Origin of the sequence: Taibaiella lutea (assembly GCF_008629695.1) — a bacterium.
GTDB lineage: Bacteria > Bacteroidota > Bacteroidia > Chitinophagales > Chitinophagaceae > Taibaiella > Taibaiella lutea.
In genome coordinates, this window is record NZ_VWSH01000001.1 from 664,810 (window position 1) to 682,746 (window position 17,937).

At 37.4% G+C, this 17,937-nt stretch carries 14 protein-coding genes; 6 read left to right on the forward strand and 8 right to left on the reverse strand.

Translation table 11 applies throughout. The features are described 5' to 3' along the window. Positions 1 to 61 precede the first annotated feature (61 nt). Positions 62 to 703 (reverse strand): HAD family hydrolase, encoded by a 642-nt coding sequence (locus tag F0919_RS02765; protein ID WP_150031186.1) that lies wholly within the window; start codon positions 701 to 703, stop codon positions 62 to 64. A 280-nt stretch (positions 704 to 983) separates the two neighbouring features. Between F0919_RS02765 and F0919_RS02770 the strand changes: the two genes are divergently transcribed. The 3 genes from F0919_RS02770 (at position 984) to F0919_RS02780 (ending at position 4,666) form a co-directional block, all read left to right on the forward strand. Continuing rightward, positions 984 to 2,621: a CTP synthase gene (locus F0919_RS02770; RefSeq protein ID WP_150031187.1), complete on the forward strand. Its 1,638-nt coding sequence runs from the start codon at positions 984 to 986 to the stop codon at positions 2,619 to 2,621. 176 nt (positions 2,622 to 2,797) lie between these two features. Then, entirely contained in the window at positions 2,798 to 3,310 is a 513-nt protein-coding gene (locus F0919_RS02775) for a hypothetical protein (RefSeq protein ID WP_150031188.1), read from the forward strand. A gap of 108 nt (positions 3,311 to 3,418) precedes the next feature. Beyond that, positions 3,419 to 4,666 carry a M16 family metallopeptidase gene (locus F0919_RS02780; protein WP_150031189.1) on the forward strand — a complete coding sequence of 416 codons (1,248 nt, stop codon included), beginning with the start codon at positions 3,419 to 3,421 and terminating at the stop codon, positions 4,664 to 4,666. A gap of 76 nt (positions 4,667 to 4,742) precedes the next feature. Here F0919_RS02780 and F0919_RS02785 read toward each other — a convergent pair whose 3' ends face one another. The 3 genes from F0919_RS02785 to F0919_RS02795 form a co-directional block, all read right to left on the reverse strand. Beyond that, positions 4,743 to 5,513 (reverse strand): TerC family protein, encoded by a 771-nt coding sequence (locus F0919_RS02785; RefSeq protein ID WP_150031190.1) that lies wholly within the window; start codon positions 5,511 to 5,513, stop codon positions 4,743 to 4,745. Between the two features lie 60 nt (positions 5,514 to 5,573). Further along, positions 5,574 to 6,593 (reverse strand): quinone-dependent dihydroorotate dehydrogenase, encoded by a 1,020-nt coding sequence (locus F0919_RS02790; protein ID WP_150031191.1) that lies wholly within the window; start codon positions 6,591 to 6,593, stop codon positions 5,574 to 5,576. A gap of 77 nt (positions 6,594 to 6,670) precedes the next feature. Further along, entirely contained in the window at positions 6,671 to 7,066 is a 396-nt protein-coding gene (locus F0919_RS02795; protein WP_150031192.1) for a helix-turn-helix domain-containing protein, read from the reverse strand. A gap of 448 nt (positions 7,067 to 7,514) precedes the next feature. On the opposite strand from F0919_RS02795, the gene carA reads away from it, so the two are divergent. Continuing rightward, positions 7,515 to 8,648 carry a glutamine-hydrolyzing carbamoyl-phosphate synthase small subunit gene (carA, locus tag F0919_RS02800; RefSeq protein ID WP_150031193.1) on the forward strand — a complete coding sequence of 378 codons (1,134 nt, stop codon included), beginning with the start codon at positions 7,515 to 7,517 and terminating at the stop codon, positions 8,646 to 8,648. Between the two features lie 77 nt (positions 8,649 to 8,725). Then, positions 8,726 to 9,679 (forward strand): NAD-dependent epimerase/dehydratase family protein, encoded by a 954-nt coding sequence (locus tag F0919_RS02805; RefSeq protein ID WP_150031194.1) that lies wholly within the window; start codon positions 8,726 to 8,728, stop codon positions 9,677 to 9,679. 74 nt (positions 9,680 to 9,753) lie between these two features. Here F0919_RS02805 and F0919_RS02810 read toward each other — a convergent pair whose 3' ends face one another. Together F0919_RS02810 and F0919_RS02815 are read right to left on the reverse strand one after the other, a co-directional pair. After that, positions 9,754 to 10,782, reverse strand: a complete 1,029-nt coding sequence (locus F0919_RS02810) for a T9SS type A sorting domain-containing protein (protein WP_190277236.1) — start codon at positions 10,780 to 10,782, stop codon at positions 9,754 to 9,756. 104 nt (positions 10,783 to 10,886) lie between these two features. Beyond that, the gene (locus F0919_RS02815) at positions 10,887 to 11,357 is read right to left on the reverse strand and encodes a redoxin domain-containing protein (RefSeq protein ID WP_150031196.1); all 471 of its coding nucleotides are present in this window, start codon (positions 11,355 to 11,357) and stop codon (positions 10,887 to 10,889) included. A gap of 159 nt (positions 11,358 to 11,516) precedes the next feature. Between F0919_RS02815 and F0919_RS02820 the strand changes: the two genes are divergently transcribed. Next, on the forward strand, positions 11,517 to 14,351 hold the full coding sequence (locus F0919_RS02820; protein WP_150031197.1) for a M16 family metallopeptidase: 2,835 nt from the start codon (positions 11,517 to 11,519) through the stop codon (positions 14,349 to 14,351). A gap of 156 nt (positions 14,352 to 14,507) precedes the next feature. On the opposite strand, the gene F0919_RS02825 is transcribed toward F0919_RS02820, so the two are convergent. Next, on the reverse strand, positions 14,508 to 15,746 hold the full coding sequence (locus tag F0919_RS02825; protein ID WP_235903444.1) for a DUF445 domain-containing protein: 1,239 nt from the start codon (positions 15,744 to 15,746) through the stop codon (positions 14,508 to 14,510). Positions 15,747 to 15,779: 33 nt separating this feature from the next. Beyond that, complete coding sequence (locus tag F0919_RS02830; protein ID WP_150031199.1) at positions 15,780 to 17,909, reverse strand: heavy metal translocating P-type ATPase; 2,130 nt, start codon at positions 17,907 to 17,909, stop codon at positions 15,780 to 15,782. Between the last annotated feature and the right edge of the window lie 28 nt (positions 17,910 to 17,937).

Here is a 17,937-nt window from a genome sequence, read left to right on the forward strand (position 1 = left end):
TATTGGGTTTAAAAATACTTATTCTATTTTAATATTCTGATACATACGGCATAACATTTACTTATTCATACTTAGATTTAAAAATGTCATCCTCAATAGTCATGCCTTTTTCCAGATAAATTGTTTGGATGCCTAATGTTTTTGCGGCTTCTATATGTTGCGGGCTATCATCTACAAACAATGTTTTCTCCGGATTAATACCTGTATCATCCAGAATGTATTGAAATATCTCCTTATCGGGCTTACGCATGCCCAGTCTATGCGAAAAATAAACTTTATCAAAAAATACACCCATCGAATTAAATCCGCAAACTCCTTTCAGGATTTTGTTAAATGCTTCTTCATGAATTTCATTGGTATTACTCAACAGAAACAAATCAAAATGCAATTGCAGCTGCTGTAAAATCTGCAATCTGCGCAACGGAATATCCAATAGCATTGCGTTCCAGGCATCGATGATTTTATCTTCGCTCATATCGTTTCCCGTCAGTTCTTTTATTGCTGCTACAAATTCAGCTCTTCCAATCTTACCCGTTTCCAGCTGGTTGAAAATTTCTGTTTGCTGCATCTGGGAATAACGTTCTGCAAAATCGGTTATACCAAGTTTTACAAAAGCTTCTTCTGTCTTCTTATAATCAATATTAATAATCACACCTCCGAAATCGAGAATGATATGCCTGATATTCTTAAACTTTGATTCCATAAGCTACAAAGTTAAGTATCCATCCGTTGGCAATTTGATTCTCTGTCAGGTTTTCCGACGAAGGATCAAACATTAGATATAACCAAATATAAATTTTTCAAAAATGGAAACCTTATTGAAAATCATTTGACAAATATCAAAATCAAACCGGTAGAGCATAAGCAGTTAACTAAAATTTCATTTTGATTTTCTGACCCCAAATTTTCTCTTTACCTTTGCACGACCGATAGATTTTAATGATTTAATATCTACCATCCTCCGGTCGCAAACAGGACACATTATGACTAAGTACATTTTTGTAACCGGCGGGGTTACGTCTTCATTGGGAAAAGGCATCATAGCAGCATCTCTTGCGAAATTATTACAAGCTCGTGGTTACCGCGCCACCATTCAAAAATTTGACCCTTACATCAACGTTGACCCAGGTACCTTAAATCCTTACGAACATGGAGAATGTTTTGTAACGGAAGACGGAGCGGAAACAGACCTTGATTTGGGCCATTATGAGCGTTTCCTGAATACGCCGACTTCACAGGCTAATAACGTTACAACCGGCCGTGTGTATCAATATGTGATAAATAAAGAACGCGAAGGTGCTTTTCTTGGAAAAACCGTTCAGGTTATCCCGCACATTACGGATGAAATCAAACGCCGCATCCGCTTGTTAGGTAATGATAATAAATATGATGTTGTAATTACTGAATTGGGTGGAACGGTTGGTGACATCGAATCTTTACCATACATCGAAGCGGTTCGTCAGTTGAAATGGGAATTAGGAAATGAGAATTGTATCGTTATTCACCTGACTTTGATTCCGTATCTTAAAGCAGCCAAAGAATTAAAAACAAAGCCAACGCAGCACTCTGTAAAGATGCTGAGCGAAAATGGCGTACACCCTGATATTATTGTCTGCCGTACCGAAGAACCTTTGTATGGCGACCTTAAAAAGAAAATTGCATTATTCTGTAATGTACGCCCCGAGGCAGTTATAGAAGCGCGTGATGCAGATACTATTTATGGTGTTCCGGTTGAAATGATGCTGGAAAAACTGGATGTCATTTCATTGAAATTATTGGAATTGCCATTAGGAACCGAACCTGAATTGGGAAAATGGAAAGAGTTTTTAACCAAACTTCGTTACCCGAAATCAAAAGTAACAGTCGGCCTTATCGGTAAATATGTTGAATTACAGGATGCCTACAAATCCATTCTTGAATCTTTGATTCATGCAGGCGCCATGAACGAATGTAAAGTGGAAGTCCGTAATATACACTCCGAATACCTTACGCCGGAAAATGCTGCAGAAAAGTTGCAGAACCTTGATGCAGTAATCGTAGCGCCGGGTTTTGGCAGCCGTGGCATTGAAGGAAAAATTGACGCTATCCGTTATGCACGCGAAGAAGGTATTCCTTTCTTTGGTATCTGTCTTGGCATGCAAATGGCTGCAGTAGAATTTGCAAGAAACGTTTTGGGCCATAATGATGCCCATTCAACAGAAATGAATGCGGACACCAAAAATCCTGTGATTCATTTAATGAATGAGCAAAAAGACATATTGCACAAAGGTGGCACTATGCGCCTGGGTTCTTATAAATGTGAATTGCAATCAAATTCCAATGTGGCTGCAATATACGGCAGCACACATATCGAAGAAAGACACCGTCATCGTTATGAATTCAATAATGATTATGTAGATGCTTTTGAAAAAGCAGGTATGTTGCCTGTTGGCAAAAACACGGAGACAGGACTTGTAGAAGTTATTGAACTTGGCAATCATCCATTCTTTATCGGTACCCAATTTCATCCGGAATATAAAAGCACCGTTGAAAATCCGCACCCTTTGTTCAATGCTTTTGTAAAAGCAGCGAAACAACGCCAGGAGAATAAGAAAGAAGAAGCGGTGCTATCGCATAATTAGATATTAAATTTTAGATATCAGATAAACCTTGTCATTGTTTGGCAAGGTTTATTCTTTTTTTCAGAGCAGCGATTTTTTACTTTCACATAGCATAACTGTGAAAAATCAAAAAATCCCCAAATCATAGTTCAGACGGAAATACCCTAATTTCGCAACTCAATTGATTATTACCAACAATGTTTACGCCATTATCCAGAATTCTTTTATTAGTGCTTTGTGCAGTGTTGTCAATTATTGCTGCTTCTTTTAATTTAGTGTCGGTTTTAATTATTGCAAGTATTGTCTCATTTATTATTTTGTATGGATATTTCCGCAAAGGTTCGGTAATGCTTGCTTTAAGGCAATTAAGGAAAGAAGATTATAAAGAAGCAGAAAGGGTGATTGATATGAATAGCCACCCCGACAGATTAGATAAAAAGGACAGAGCTTATTACTTATTTGTAAAGGGGTTTATTGCAAGGGAAAAGGATCAATTCGAAGAAGCTAAAATATTTCTGGAAGAGGCATTGCAGGGCGGCATAAAGAACCAAACCGATATTGCTATGGCCATCCTTGCATTGGCGGATATGGAAATGGTAAAACATAACAAGAAAGCGGCAAAAGAATACTTTTTACAAATAAAAGATTTGAAAGTCAGTAACGAATTAATGCCTTCCGTAAGAAAAATGCAGGAATGGCTGGACATTTAGTATAATTTGCTAATCATTTCTCCAGTACTAATAAATAATCAAACAATAGTCGCGCGGATTGTCAGTAAATATCTACTATCAACTAACGACTATCAACTAACGAAAAATATGATACAATTCGAGCGATTTAATTTGGCAAACGGATTAAGAGTAATATTACATCAGGACTTATCTACTCCGATGGTTGCGTTCAATATATTGTATGATGTGGGCGCAAGAGATGAAGACCCTGAACGTACCGGATTTGCGCATTTATTTGAGCATTTGATGTTTGGAGGTTCTGAGAACATTCCAAGTTATGATGAGCCGTTGCAAATGGCAGGTGGCGAAAACAATGCCTATACTACCAATGACATCACTAACTATTATATCCAGCTTCCCAAAGAAAATATTGAAACTGCTTTCTGGCTTGAAAGCGACAGGATGCTTTCGCTGGCTTTCAATGAAAATAGTCTTGATGTGCAACGAAAGGTTGTTTCGGAAGAATTCAAAGAACACTATATCAATAAACCATATGGTGATGCATGGAATCATTTGCGCAAACTGGCTTACAAACAACATCCATATCAATGGATGACAATCGGAAAAGAACTAAAACATATTGAAGAAGCACAATTACAAGATGTAAAAGATTTCTTCTTCAAACATTATCGCCCTCAGAATGCGGTTATCTGCGTTGCGGGAAATACTACATTGGAAGAAGTAAAAAACCTCACAGAAAAATGGTTTGCAAATATTCCTGCAGGTGAAAAATATGAAAGGAATATTCCTGAAGAACCGAAGCAAAACGAACCAAGAGAAGCCACTGTTACGGCTGATGTACCATATGATGCACTTTATAAAGTCTGGCACATTGGCGGAAGGTTAGATCCTCAATATTATCCCGCCGATATTATTACCGAGATTTTGGGCAGCGGCCATTCATCAAGATTATATCAAAGATTGGTGAAAGAACAACATTTGTTCAGTAATATTTCCTGCTATCATACCGGCAGCACAGATCCGGGTTTATTGGTTATTGAAGGAAAATTGATTGAAGGTATAACTGTAGAAAAAGCTGATGCTGCCATCCTTCATGAAATCAACTTATTAAAAACCGAAGGTATAAGCGAGGAAGAATTGGAAAAAGCAAAAAATAAAGTGGAAGCCATGATGGTCTTTGAAGACATGAATCTGCTGGCGAGAGCAAATAACTTTGCTTTTTATGAATTACTGGGCGATGCCAATCTGATGAACGAAGAATTAGACAAATACCTTAGTGTAACAATGAACGACCTGAAAACTGCTATGGATAGCATTTTCATCGAATCAAATTGTAGTACATTGAAGTATCTTTCAAAGAATCTGCATTCTTAGAAATAAGTAATAGGTATAAAAGAAATGGTCGGCTTTGCGAATGCAAAGCCGACCATTTCTTTTATACAGAATATAGTTATCCTTCTTTAATTTTTGCTGTATCAGAATCTTTTAGCATTACAGGCTCACTCTTTTTACGCAATTTCATATTCAGCAATTCGACCATAAACGAAAATGCCATAGCAAAATAAGCGTAATTTTTCAGGTGCAATTCTTCTGCTTTTTCACTGTTAAAGCCTTCTACCAATAAGATAAAACCAATCATTACAAGGAAAGACAAAGCCAGCATTTTAATGGTAGGATGTTTTTGAATAAACGTTGCAATCCTGCCACTAAACAGGAACATAACAATCATTGCAATTACAACTGCAATAATCATTACAGCTAAGATTTTTGCCGTACCACCGGCTGTAATAATGCTATCGAAACTGAAAACCATATCGATCAGAATAATCTGAACGACGGCCCTTCCCAATGTAAGTTGTGATTTTTTGGTTTTTACATGTTCTTCTTCACCTTCAAGCTTATGATGGATTTCCATAACCGTCTTATAAATCAGAAAAATACCGCCACCAATCATTACAAGGCTTGCAAGGTCGAAACCTTTATCCCATATAGTGATTACGGGTTTACCTTTTTGCTGCAACAACCATTGCAATCCAAAAAGCAATACGGCACGAACAGTAATACCTGTAAACATCCAGATAAGGCGGCCTCGTTTTCTTAATTCTTCAGGCAGCCTGTTTAGAATAATGCTGACAAAAATTACATTGTCAATACCAAGTACTATTTCTAAAACTACCAGGACAATCAGACTAATTAAGTTATCGGCTGTAAGCAATTCCATTTTGATATAATAACGGTTGTTTTAAAATACTATTAAATAGGTGATAGACATAAGCAGGATTCACAAACCTTCGCAGATATTCTTCACGATGCGTGGGCCTTCGTAAATAAACCCGGTATAAACCTGAACCAACGAAGCACCTGCATCCAGTTTTTCTTTTGCATCTGCTGCAGTAAAAATACCGCCCGCAGCAATTATAGGAATCGTCCCTTTACTTTTTTGATGAATGTAACGAATAACATCCGTTGCTTTTTCTTTGACCGGCAATCCACTTACGCCACCCGCACCCATTGCATCGACTTCAGCGTGATTGGTAGTTAATCCTGCGCGGCTTATAGTCGTATTGGTTGCCACAACGCCCTGAATTTTGGTAGTGTTTACGATATCAATAATATCGTCCAACTGTTCCAAGGTCAGGTCCGGAGCTATCTTCAACAGGATCGGCTTTGATTTTCCCAATTCGGAATTAATAATCTGAAGACGGCCCAATAATTTTTCAAGAGGTTCTTTTTCCTGCAGGGCGCGAAGGTTGGGCGTATTAGGACTGCTTACATTAACTGTGAAGTAATCGACAACATCATATAATTCGCGGAAGCAAATTTCATAATCGCCGGTTGCATTTTCATTTTCGGTAATTTTATTCTTACCGATATTTCCTCCGATAATAATATCGGATTTACGATGACGCAGACGTTCGGCTGCAGCTTTTACACCACCATTATTAAAGCCCATTCTATTGATGAGTGCCTTGTCTTTCGGCAGACGAAACAAACGGGGTTTATCGTTGCCATCCTGTGCTACAGGCGTTAATGTTCCTATTTCAATAAAACCAAAACCCAGGCCTGCAAGTTCATCGGTGAATTTTGCATCTTTATCAAAACCAGCGGCAAGACCAACAGGATTTTTAAAAGTAAGTCCCCAGAGTTTACGTTCCAGCTGCGGATTTTCAACAGCAAAGTTTTTTTTCAGGATGCTTTTTACAATTGGATTTGCCGACCATTTTTTCAATTGGTTCATCACCCAATAGTGAACAACTTCCGGATCCTTTTTAAAAAGGAAAAATTTTATTAACGAGTACATTGGCGCAAAGATAAAGGGGTAAAACAAATTTCAAAAAATGAATTTATTTTACCCCTGATTTATCTGTCGCAATTTCATTAAACAGGTTGTTTAGCTGATTGCTCTTTTTGCTCTCTTAATATTCTTAATTCGCTTTTCAATTCGCTTACATAACTTTCCAGTGAATTAATGCGGCTTTCATAAAGTTGTTTCAATTCAGGACTTATTTGAAATTGAAAAACATCTTTGTTCGGATTTTCTCTTCTTTCACTCACCATATCATGGATTTTTTCCACATCAAACTGAATGATAAATTCTGTGCTGTAACCTAAAAGTCCGGAGATTTTTTGAAGTCTTTCTTCTGAAAGATGAATTTCTTCGTTTTCGATTCTTGCATAGTTACCTTGAGTCATTTCAAGCTTTTCCGCCATGTATTGCTGAGTAAAGTTGCGCAGCTCGCGAAGTTTTCGGATGTTTTGCCCTAATTTTTTCATTGTAAATTAATTGGTTAGTGTAATGGTTTTTTGGCTAAAAATACATATTAAAATGCTTACTTTACAAAAGTACATTAAATATGAGAAAACAAAGTACTTTTTATAAAAAAAATCTTGAAATTTATGCTAAAAATAATAAAACTATCTGATTATCAAATAATTGAATTAAATGTTCTTTAAAGAAAAACGCTTCAATTACTTTGAAAAATTAATTAACCAACTTCTGTTAAGGGGTTTGCACAAGTAAAAATTTTACATAGCAAATCTTAGCAGAAAATCTTCACTCCTATTTCATTCGACAATATAGGATTTTTTAAATAAAAACCGAATATAAATTATTGTTTAAGAAGATTCTTAACAAAATAAGCTTAGGCTGTGGAATAGCTTTTTTAGCTTTCATATTGTATCTTTGCACGCTATTCCGAATATTAATCACATAATACATACAATGCCTCAGGAGAAAACCAGCCAAACAGCTTATTTGCTGCTAGAAGACGGTACGCTATTTACAGGAAAATCATTTGGTAAAATTGGAACAACAGGTGGCGAACTTTGCTTTACCACCGGAATGACAGGTTATCAGGAAATCTTTACGGACCCCAGCTATACCGGACAAATGCTGATAATGAGTACTTGTTACATAGGCAATTATGGAGTAAACAAGGCTGATGTAGAATCTGACAAAGTAACAATCAATGGCCTGATATGTAAAAATATAGCAGATCGTTATTCCAGAATGATTGCAACAGGTTCTTTGGAAGACTATCTTATCGATCATAATATCGTGGGAATTCAGGATGTAGATACGCGTGCTTTAGTACAACATGTCCGAACGCAGGGAGCAATGAATTGCATTATTTCCTCAGAAACAGACGACATGGAAACTTTAAAGGAAAAGCTGAAAGCAGTTCCTTCTATGAAAGGGCTTGAAATTTCTTCTAATATTACAACCAAAGAACCTTATTTTGCAGGAGATCCTGAAGCCCCTGTAAGGATTGCAGTACTTGATTTCGGCATTAAAAAACACATTCTTCATAATTTTTCGGATCGCGGCGCTTATCTTAAAATTTTTCCGGCAAAAACCTCCTTCGCTGAATTAAACCAATTTGAACCTCACGGCATTTTTGTTTCAAATGGCCCCGGAGATCCGGCGTCTATGGATTATGCAGTCCAGACAGTAAAAGATATTCTTGCTTCAAACAAACCGATGTTCGGTATTTGCCTTGGACATCAGTTATTAGCACTTGCAAATGATATTCCGACTTACAAGATGCATCATGGGCACAGAGGCCTGAATCATCCTGTAAAAAACATCATTACAGGTAAATGTGAAATAACTACACAAAATCACGGTTTCGGTGTAGACCCTGAATCAGTAAAAAATTCAGATAAGGTTGAAGTAACTCACGTTAATCTCAATGATGGTTCCATTGAAGGCATTAAAATGAAAGACCATCCTGCATTCTCCGTTCAATATCATCCTGAAAGTACACCCGGCCCATATGATTCCCGTTATTTGTTTGATCAGTTTATGGACTTGATTTATGAACATTCCGATATTGAAATAGTTGAAAATAACTAAGATTCATTCTAAAGTTTTCTTCTTTCTTTTTAAAACAAATAATCTTAAAAATCTCCTCAGGGTACTATCAATAATATATGGATAAGATTTTAATTATCGGTGCAGGCGGGCAAATAGGTGTTGAACTTACGCTTGCTTTGCGCGATATTTATGGAAGAAACAACGTAATTGCCACAGATATCAAAGAAGAACATCCGATACTTAAGGCAGACAACGGACCGTTTATGAATCTGGACGTTATGGACTTCAAAGAAGTTGCTAAAGTAATATCCCACCAAAACATAACACAAGTATATTTGCTGGCAGCTATACTTTCTGCAACCGGCGAATCAAAACCAATATGGGCCTGGGATATAAACATGCAGAGCCTCTTAAATCTATTGGAAATCTGCAGGGAAAATAAAGTAAAGAAATTCTACTGGCCAAGTTCTATCGCTGCATTCGGTTCTACAACTCCGGGAAATAATACACCCCAACATACTATTGTGGAGCCAACTACTGTTTACGGTATCAGTAAGTATGCAGGCGAATTGTGGTGTCAATATTATTTTAACCGTTATGGCCTGGACATCAGAAGCCTTCGTTATCCGGGATTAATTAGTTGGAAATCTGCTCCTGGCGGGGGGACTACCGATTATGCCATTGACATTTACATTGAAGCTTTAAAGAAAAAGCATTTCACTTGCTTTCTGGCTGAAGATACCTATTTGCCGATGATGTATATGAATGATGCCATCAGAGCTACTATTGAATTGATGGAAGCGCCTGCCGATAAAATTAAAAACAGGATGGCTTATAACCTTTCTTCTATGAGTTTCTCACCAAAGGAAGTGGCTGAATCGATTAAAAAGCATATTCCCGATTTTACAATTGACTATGCACCGGACTTCAGGCAACAAATTGCTGCAAGCTGGCCGCAAAGCATTGACGATACAGAAGCAAGAACAGACTGGAATTGGAAACCTGAATTTGATTTGGATAAAATGACGGTGGATATGCTTGAAAATATAAAAATTAAACTGGGTTTATAATCCATTAATTATCCTTAAATAAAAACGGTTCAGATAATTATCTGAACCGTTTTTATTTGTACAAAATGACATTATTATTCAACTACGAATTTACCTTGTTCTTTCGTATTATTTTTATCATTAGTTAAAGTATAAAAATAACTGCCCTTAGCCCAACCTGAAACATCTTTCAAATTAACAGCATTATTCAACTGCTCTTTTGAAATAATCCTGCCATTGATGTCAAAAATGCTCAGACTATAATCAGATGGTTTCGCAGTAGCGTCAAGGTTGAAATAAATCTGGTTCTTTCCCGGATTGGGATAAACTAAAATTTTACTTTCCGAAAATAATGGCTGACGGATGCCAACACCAGAGCTTGGTTTATAGCTGTAAGAAACATCATCTACTTTCATAGAGTTACCTTCGTGAACAGTATCAGCGGCAAAATTGCTGCTCATAAAAGTTACAATCAATTTTTCAGGAACCGTATTATCGGCATAGGTAAGCGGTATTGCAAATTCTCTGAAATCTGCGGTTCCTCTTGTTACTATAGCAGTTCCCATTCCAACTACAACAGTAGAGTCGCCGCCTGAAGATCCGGGAACAATTTTCACTGCAGTTGCCGTAATGAAACCTTCATCCATACTCGTAGTGCTATCAAGTGATACCCATGCTTTTACAGTATCTACCTGCGCCGTAACAGCAGTACCACCGTCATAACTTACAAAATTAAGGATGTCTTCAGGATTGCCGGCCATTGCGGCTACAAGATCAATATTGATTCTTGCGTTTGCAAAGATACCCGGCACATTGCCCACATCAGTACCGATAAATGCGCTCCTTACTTCAGCAGAAGATGTACCTGAATGAGCTAAATTGCTTTGGAATAATTGTTGCTGAGCAGTAATGTTAATACCACCTATGGTAGCTAATGGCGCTACATACGCAACTAATGAATCAACACCATACCATCCTCCGGTAGGAGCTGTCAGATTCATAGGAGGAAGAAATCCAACTGTATAATTGTGCCAGGTTTCAAAACTGGCGTTAGTAAAGGTTTGTGAGTGTGCCGTACTAAAAACACCCGCGACCAAGGCTGCAATAAGTAACTTTTTCTTCATATAAGGTTGTAAATTTAAAAGCATTAAAAAATGAATGCCATAAAATTAATCATTAATTAACCAACAAATGCAAATCTGAGGAAATAAAATGCGTATGCAGCTTACTAATTCAATGTCTTAAGAACATTTTGGATTGCATCAAAGTCAGGCACTTTACCGGCATCTTCCAGCACTTCGGCATATTGAATCTTTCCTTCTTTGTCAACTACAAATGCAGAGCGTTTTGAAACTCCTTTCATACCTAAAACAAAATCTTCATAAAGAGAATCATAAGCAGCAGAAACGTCTTTATTGAAATCGCTTAACAAAGGAAAGTTATACCCTTGTTCTTGTTTGAATTTATCAAGCGTAAATAATGAATCAACAGAAATAGCTACGACAGCAGCGTTCAGTCCATTGTAAATATTCATATTATCTCTTAAAGAACACAGTTCTGTGGTACAAACACCAGTGAAGGCCAAAGGGAAGAAAAGAATAACAAGGTTCTTGCCTTTATAATCCTGAAGAGAAACTTCTTTCTTGTCACTGTCACGTAATGTAAAGCCGGGTGCGGAATCGCCGATTTGTAATGCCATAATACAGGTTATTTATTTTTTTGAAAAACAAAGTTAGTAATTCTGCCTTAGCCGGGCATGTAAATACCGGTACCGGCAATTAAGAATAAATTAAAAATGCTGTTAAAAGTACTGCAAAGATTTCGGAACTTCACCGTTCTGAAAACAATTCTATTTTATATGAAGAAACCAATACTTATGATGGCCGCAGCAGCCTTCCTGCTTGCGCCGCATTGTAGTCATGCACAGGCCAGGCTTGTGGAAAAAGTAGTTCAGCAGGGAAATGAAACTGTTATTCCTTTTGAACGATATGTATTACCGAACGGGCTTACCTTGCTTATCCACGAAGACCATAGTGATCCGATTGTACATGTGGACGTAACTTATCATGTTGGTTCTGCAAGAGAGGAAATCGGGAAATCCGGCTTTGCGCATTTCTTTGAACACATGATGTTTCAGGGTTCGGACAATGTAGCGGATGAACAACATTTTAAAGTAATAACAGAAGCCGGCGGCACATTGAACGGCACTACAAATAAGGATCGTACTAATTATTTTGAAACTGTTCCTGCCAATCAGTTAGAAAAAATGCTTTGGCTGGAATCCGATAGGATGGGCTTCTTAATCGATGCCGTTACACAACAAAAATTTGAAGTGCAGCGAGCTACTGTAAAAAATGAAAGGGGGCAACGCTACGATAACGTGCCTTATGGTTTGGTTAGTGAAGTTGCTTCCAAAAACCTTTATCCTTACGGGCATCCTTATTCCTGGCTTACCATTGGCTATATTGAAGACTTGAACAGAGTAAATGCACAGGATTTAAAAAACTTCTTCCTTCGCTGGTATAGCCCGAATAATGCGGTATTGACCATTGGTGGTGATGTTAACCCTAAGGAGGTTGTTGCTATGGTTGAAAAATATTTCGGACCGATTCCTAAAGGTCCGGAGGTTAAACCGGTTGTATTGCCTATCCCTACAGTTGCGTCCAACAGATATATTTCGATGGTAGATAATTATGCTAAAAATCCGATGTTGCGTATTATTTATCCTGCTGCTCCGAGATTTCACAAAGATGAACCTGCAATGGATTGCTTAGCGGCTATTATAGGTGATGGCAAAACATCCTTATTGTATAAAAACCTTGTAAAGACGCAAAAGGCCGTAAATGCTTCTTCTTACAATGCAACCTATGAACTGGCCGGTGAATTTACTATTAACGTTACGCCTTTCCCCGGTGTAAAACTTTCAGAAATCAACGATATTGTAAATGCCACTTTGCTTGAATTTGAAAAAAGAGGCGTAACGGACGATGACATTGAGAAATTCAAAAGCCAACAGGAAGCAAACACTATTTATGGTCTTGAAAGCGTAGCAGGAAAGGTTTCGGAGCTTGCGTCTTTCTTTACGTTTACAGGCGATGCAAATTACATTGGTAAATATTTAAAGTCATACAATTCCGTCACTAAGGAAGACGTTATGAATGTTTATAAAAAATACATTAAAGGACATGCTACAGAAATCATCAGTGTTTTAACGAAGAACGATTCAACAAATATTGTTGATAAAGAGAATTATATTGTTTCGACAGATGGTTATAAAGCACCGGACTATGGTTATAACCAACTGAAATATAATAAGGCAAAAGATAATTTTGACAGAAGTAAAATGCCTGAAGCCGGCTCTGCTGTTGTGGTTAAAGCGCCTGAGTATTGGGAAAACAATATTGAGAACAATATAAAGGTCATAGGTGCACAAACCAATGAGATTCCGGTAGTAAATATTTTATTGAGCTTCAAAGGCGGGTCTATGGTTGATGCTGACGGAAAAGAAGGTACTGCAAAGCTTTTTGCAGCCATGATGAATGAAGACACGAAAAATTATTCTTCCGAAGACTTTAATGCTGCCCTCGACAGACTTGGAAGCAGTATAACCATTTCAGAAGATAATGATGCCATCAGGGTTCAGGTACGTTGTTTGTCAAAAAACATTGAAAAAACAATGGATTTGCTTGAAGAAAAACTATTGAGGCCGAATTTTACCAAAGAAGATTTTGAAAGAGTTCAGAAACGCAATATCCAGAACCTGAAAAATGCGATGAACCAACCTGCTTATGTAGCAAACATTGTTTTCAATAACGTTCTTTTCGGCAAAAAGAATCCGTTAGGCAGAACAGCAAATGAAACGACACTTTCGCATATCACGCTTGACGACATAAACGATTATTATCAGAATAAATTCACAAAAATAAATGCAGAAGCAGTTGTGGTAGGAGATGTTGAATCAAAGGAAATAATGAAAAAACTTAGTTTCCTTGCTCAACTTCCGAATACTGAAGTTATGTTGCCGGTTCTTCCTGATGCTCCAAACAGAGAAAGACTACTGGTTTATTTTGTGGATGTTCCGGGAGCCGCACAAACGGAATTCAGAGTCGGTACTGTTACAAACCTGAAATATGACGCTCTTGGTGATTTCTATAAAAGTACCGTTATGAATTATCCATTGGGAGGAGCTTTCAACAGCCGGTTAAATTTATACTTACGTGAAGACAAAGGCTGGACTTATGGCGCCCGTTCTGTTTTTGACGGTGACCAATATTCAGGTGATTTCACGTTTAGCGGAGGCATAAAGGCAGCTGCCACAGACAGCGCATTATCGGATGTAATCAGAATAATTGAAGCTTATAAAAGCAAAGGCATTACAGCAGAAGAATTGTCTTTCACTAAAAATTCAATAACTCAAAGTGAAGCCAGGAAATATGAAACAGGATTTCAGAAAGCAAGCTTCCTGAACAGAATCCTTACCTATGATTTGCCAAAAGATTACAGCGTAAAACAACAGGCTTTGCTTAATACCTTTACTCAAAAAGACATCAATGAAACTGCCATGAAATATATTCCTTCTGCCGCAAAAACAGTTGTAGTCTTAGTGGGTGACAAAAGCATGCTAAAGGATAAAATTAAAAGCAAAGGATTTGAAATAGTAGAGCTGGATAAAGACGGGAATATTTTAAATTAGAACGCTATAAAATATTTGTCAACTTTTAATAATAATAGTAACATTTTGAATTATAAGATTTGTTAACTTTTAAAAAGTTGACAAATCTCAAAGGTATCTGAACAAAATAGTGTCCCACATTTTAAAACGTGGGACACTATTTTGTTCAGATTAAAATCAGCTTATCAATTGCGTAACAGTATAAATAAGCAATCCAACCAAACCGCCTACCAATGTACCATTGATACGGATAAACTGTAAGTCTTTGCCGACTTCCAATTCCAGCTTATGGCTCAAATCCCTACCCTTCCAGTTACCAACCGTATTGCTAATTAAAGTACTGACAGCATGGGTATTTCGCAGAATATATTTATATGCCGTAACTCTTATCCATTCATCAATTCGTTGCTGCAAAACAACATCGTTTTCAAGATTTGCTGTAAAATCACTTACCGTCTTCCTAAAGTAAAGCTGCAAGGCAGAATCGTTAACGGAAAGTTCGGTATTCAATGTTTTTTTTACAGATGCCCAAACATCTTCTGCATATCTCATCAGGCTTTCTTCATTTAATAAATTGCCCGACATTTGCTTTAGAGCAAGTTCCCACTTAGGAAGATTTTTAAGATCATTTACGAATTGAAAAAGCTGTTGTTCCACTTCCTTTCTCACACGATGTTCTTTATCTTTTTCAATATCATCAAAATAACGAACAAGGCCGCTGCTAATCTTTTCAGCTAATTTATTGTCAACAAATTTCGGCACAAAAAAGAAACTTTCTTCCTTCACTTTTTCCTGAATGATGTTTTCATTCTGACCTATATACTCCTTTATCTTTGCAGCCAATAAAGTCAGCAATTTCTCATGTTCTTTCTGATTCAAAAAATATTGCAGACCGTTTGCAACAACCTGATGTAAGGGGATAGCTTCTATTAAATCCGCTCCCTTCTTCGCCAAAAAAGATATGACTTGTTTATCATCTAATTTCGAGATAATACTCTGTAACAATTTAGCTGCTTCTTCTACTAATAAATGCTGATTCCGTTCGCTTGAAAGCCAGGATGATACATATTTTGAGACAGAAAGCTTTTGGATATAAGGCCTTATGTTTCCGGAGGTAAGAAAATTTGAAACAACAAAATTTCCGAGATTATCGCCAATCGATTGTTTACGTTTTTCAATAAGATTTGTATGCGGAATAGGAATGCCTAACGGATGATGAAATAATGCTGTAACTGCAAACCAATCCGCCAAAGCTCCTACCATCGCGGCTTCTGAAAAAGCTCTTACATAACCAATCCAGCTATAAGCAAAATGCTTTAAAGCATAAATGCAACATATATATATCAGGAGCATCAGCAAAAACAACCCGGTAGCCATTCGCTTGTGATTCCTTAGCTGCCTTGCTTTTTCTTCCATAAGAATTACTCTTTATTATAGTTTCAAAATTTACTAATCTATCTTTCTGAAATTAAGGCGTAAAGAATTCAATACAAGTATTACATCGCTGAAAGCCATTATCAATGCTGCCCATATTGGCGACAGATAACCCATAGCAGCCAATGGAATTGCAAGCACATTATAGAAGAAAGCCCAAAACAGATTTTGCTTAATAGTCTGATAAGTATATCTACCAAGCTTTATTGCTTTTGGAAGACTGCTTAGCCTATTATTGGACAAAATAACATTTGCCGATTGTATCGCTACTTTCGTGGCATCACTCAATGAAATGCCGATGTCCGCCTTTGCCAATGCAGGAGCATCATTAATCCCGTCACCTACCATAGCCGTAGAGGCAGTTTGCAAAAGGTTCTCCAGATGATCCATTTTTTGTGAAGGTGATTGTTCTGCAAAAAAAATATCAATACCAACTGTTTTAGATAACGTATCTACTTTGCTTTTCCTGTCGCCACTTAATAACACTGTTTTGAAATTCATAGAATGCAAAACATCCATTGTTTCTTTGGCATCTGTTCTTAATGCATCCTCTAATACAATACCTGCAACCCAGGCATCATTCTTAAATAAATTGATATCAAAATTTTGGTCAGAAACGCCCATAGCAAGTTTTGCTGTGCCTATTTTCCATAGATTACCAGCTTCATCCCTGCCTGCCATTCCCTGCCCCTTAATCTCCTTAACATCAAAAAGACTAATTGGTTGGATGGATTGCCATTGTTTTAAAATTGATTTTGCAATAGGATGAGAAGAATAATGTTCCAGTCCGACTACAATTGATTTCATCTCTTCTTCCAGAATATCCTGCGTTTTGAAAGACTGAATCTGTAAATCGCCTGTGGTCAGCGTACCTGTTTTGTCAAAAACAATCTGAGTGATATTCTTTAATTTTTCCAGTGTATCGCCGCCTTTTATAAGAATACCATTTCTTGCCGCACGCCCAAGGCCAACTGCCACAGCTGCCGGTGTTGCCAGGCCCATTGCACATGGACAGGCAATAACGAGTACGGCAATACTTCTCATTAAAGATTGAGAAAATATTACATCGGCAATAAAAAAGTTGATGCAAAATGTAAGAATGGCAATCACTAAAACTGTAGGAACAAATACAGCGCTGATTTTATCTGCCAGCTTTTGTAAGGGCGGCTTGGCACCTTGTGCCTTCTGAACCAACCGAATGATTTCAGCTAATGCCGTAGATTCTCCTATTGCAGTAGTCCTGATTCTCAGATTACCATCAACCATTACAGAACCGCCTGTAACCAATGCACCATCTGCTTTCTGCACCGGCAAACTTTCTCCGGTAATCATACTTTCATTCACATTCGCATTTCCTTCTACAACTATACCATCAGCAGGAATATTATCTCCGTCATTAACGGCAACAATATCATTTAGCTTCAGGAACTTACTTTCAACCTGCATAATGGTTTCTTTACCTATGCTGTCTTTCATTATAACTTTCGCCATAGAGGGCTGTAACGCGGCAAGCTCTTTAATGGAAGAAGTCGTTGCGTTGGCTGTGCGTTCTTCAATATAGTTTCCAAGCAATACAAATGTTATGATAGTTGCCGTGGTTTCAAAGAACATGTACTGATGCATGGAAGATTTAAACAAGAACATGCCAATGACGGAATATATAAAAGCTGCAGAAGCACCCATTGTAATCAATACATCCATATTTGGAATGCCGTTTTTCAAAGAGCGGAATGCACTCTTGCCAAAATGCCAGACACCAATGCCATAAACAGGAAGGCATAATGATAATTGCAACCATGCATTATTCAATATATTGTCGTGGCCGACAAACATGTGAAATAATAAAGGAACTGTAAATACAGTACAAATAATCAATAGCTTTCCTAAATTACCGGTTGCATGGTTATGCCCATGATGGTGATTATCTGCTGCTTCACCGGGATTTACAACATGGTAGCCAAGATCCTGAATGCCTTTATAAATAGCGTCAATATTTACTTCTTTGGCAGCGGTAAAGTTAACTTCTCCTGATGCTGAATTTGCTGAAACATCTGTCATACCACGTTTTTCAAGAAATCTTGATACGCTTAATGCACAGTTTCCGCAAGTCATGCCTTCTACTTTTATATGAAAGGATTGCTCCATAATTTATTAAGCTGATTAATTTACACAA

Bases quoted from the DNA above. Each gene is read 5' to 3' on its own strand.
- F0919_RS02765 (WP_150031186.1), bottom strand. From the start codon at position 703: ATGGAATCAAAGTTTAAGAATATCAGGCATATCATTCTCGATTTCGGA.
- F0919_RS02770 (WP_150031187.1), top strand. From the start codon at position 984: ATGACTAAGTACATTTTTGTAACCGGCGGGGTTACGTCTTCATTGGGA.
- F0919_RS02775 (WP_150031188.1), top strand. From the start codon at position 2,798: ATGTTTACGCCATTATCCAGAATTCTTTTATTAGTGCTTTGTGCAGTG.
- F0919_RS02780 (WP_150031189.1), top strand. From the start codon at position 3,419: ATGATACAATTCGAGCGATTTAATTTGGCAAACGGATTAAGAGTAATA.
- F0919_RS02785 (WP_150031190.1), bottom strand. From the start codon at position 5,513: ATGGAATTGCTTACAGCCGATAACTTAATTAGTCTGATTGTCCTGGTA.
- F0919_RS02790 (WP_150031191.1), bottom strand. From the start codon at position 6,593: ATGTACTCGTTAATAAAATTTTTCCTTTTTAAAAAGGATCCGGAAGTT.
- F0919_RS02795 (WP_150031192.1), bottom strand. From the start codon at position 7,066: ATGAAAAAATTAGGGCAAAACATCCGAAAACTTCGCGAGCTGCGCAAC.
- carA (WP_150031193.1), top strand. From the start codon at position 7,515: ATGCCTCAGGAGAAAACCAGCCAAACAGCTTATTTGCTGCTAGAAGAC.
- F0919_RS02805 (WP_150031194.1), top strand. From the start codon at position 8,726: ATGGATAAGATTTTAATTATCGGTGCAGGCGGGCAAATAGGTGTTGAA.
- F0919_RS02810 (WP_190277236.1), bottom strand. From the start codon at position 10,782: ATGAAGAAAAAGTTACTTATTGCAGCCTTGGTCGCGGGTGTTTTTAGT.
- F0919_RS02815 (WP_150031196.1), bottom strand. From the start codon at position 11,357: ATGGCATTACAAATCGGCGATTCCGCACCCGGCTTTACATTACGTGAC.
- F0919_RS02820 (WP_150031197.1), top strand. From the start codon at position 11,517: ATGAAGAAACCAATACTTATGATGGCCGCAGCAGCCTTCCTGCTTGCG.
- F0919_RS02825 (WP_235903444.1), bottom strand. From the start codon at position 15,746: ATGGAAGAAAAAGCAAGGCAGCTAAGGAATCACAAGCGAATGGCTACC.
- F0919_RS02830 (WP_150031199.1), bottom strand. From the start codon at position 17,909: ATGGAGCAATCCTTTCATATAAAAGTAGAAGGCATGACTTGCGGAAAC.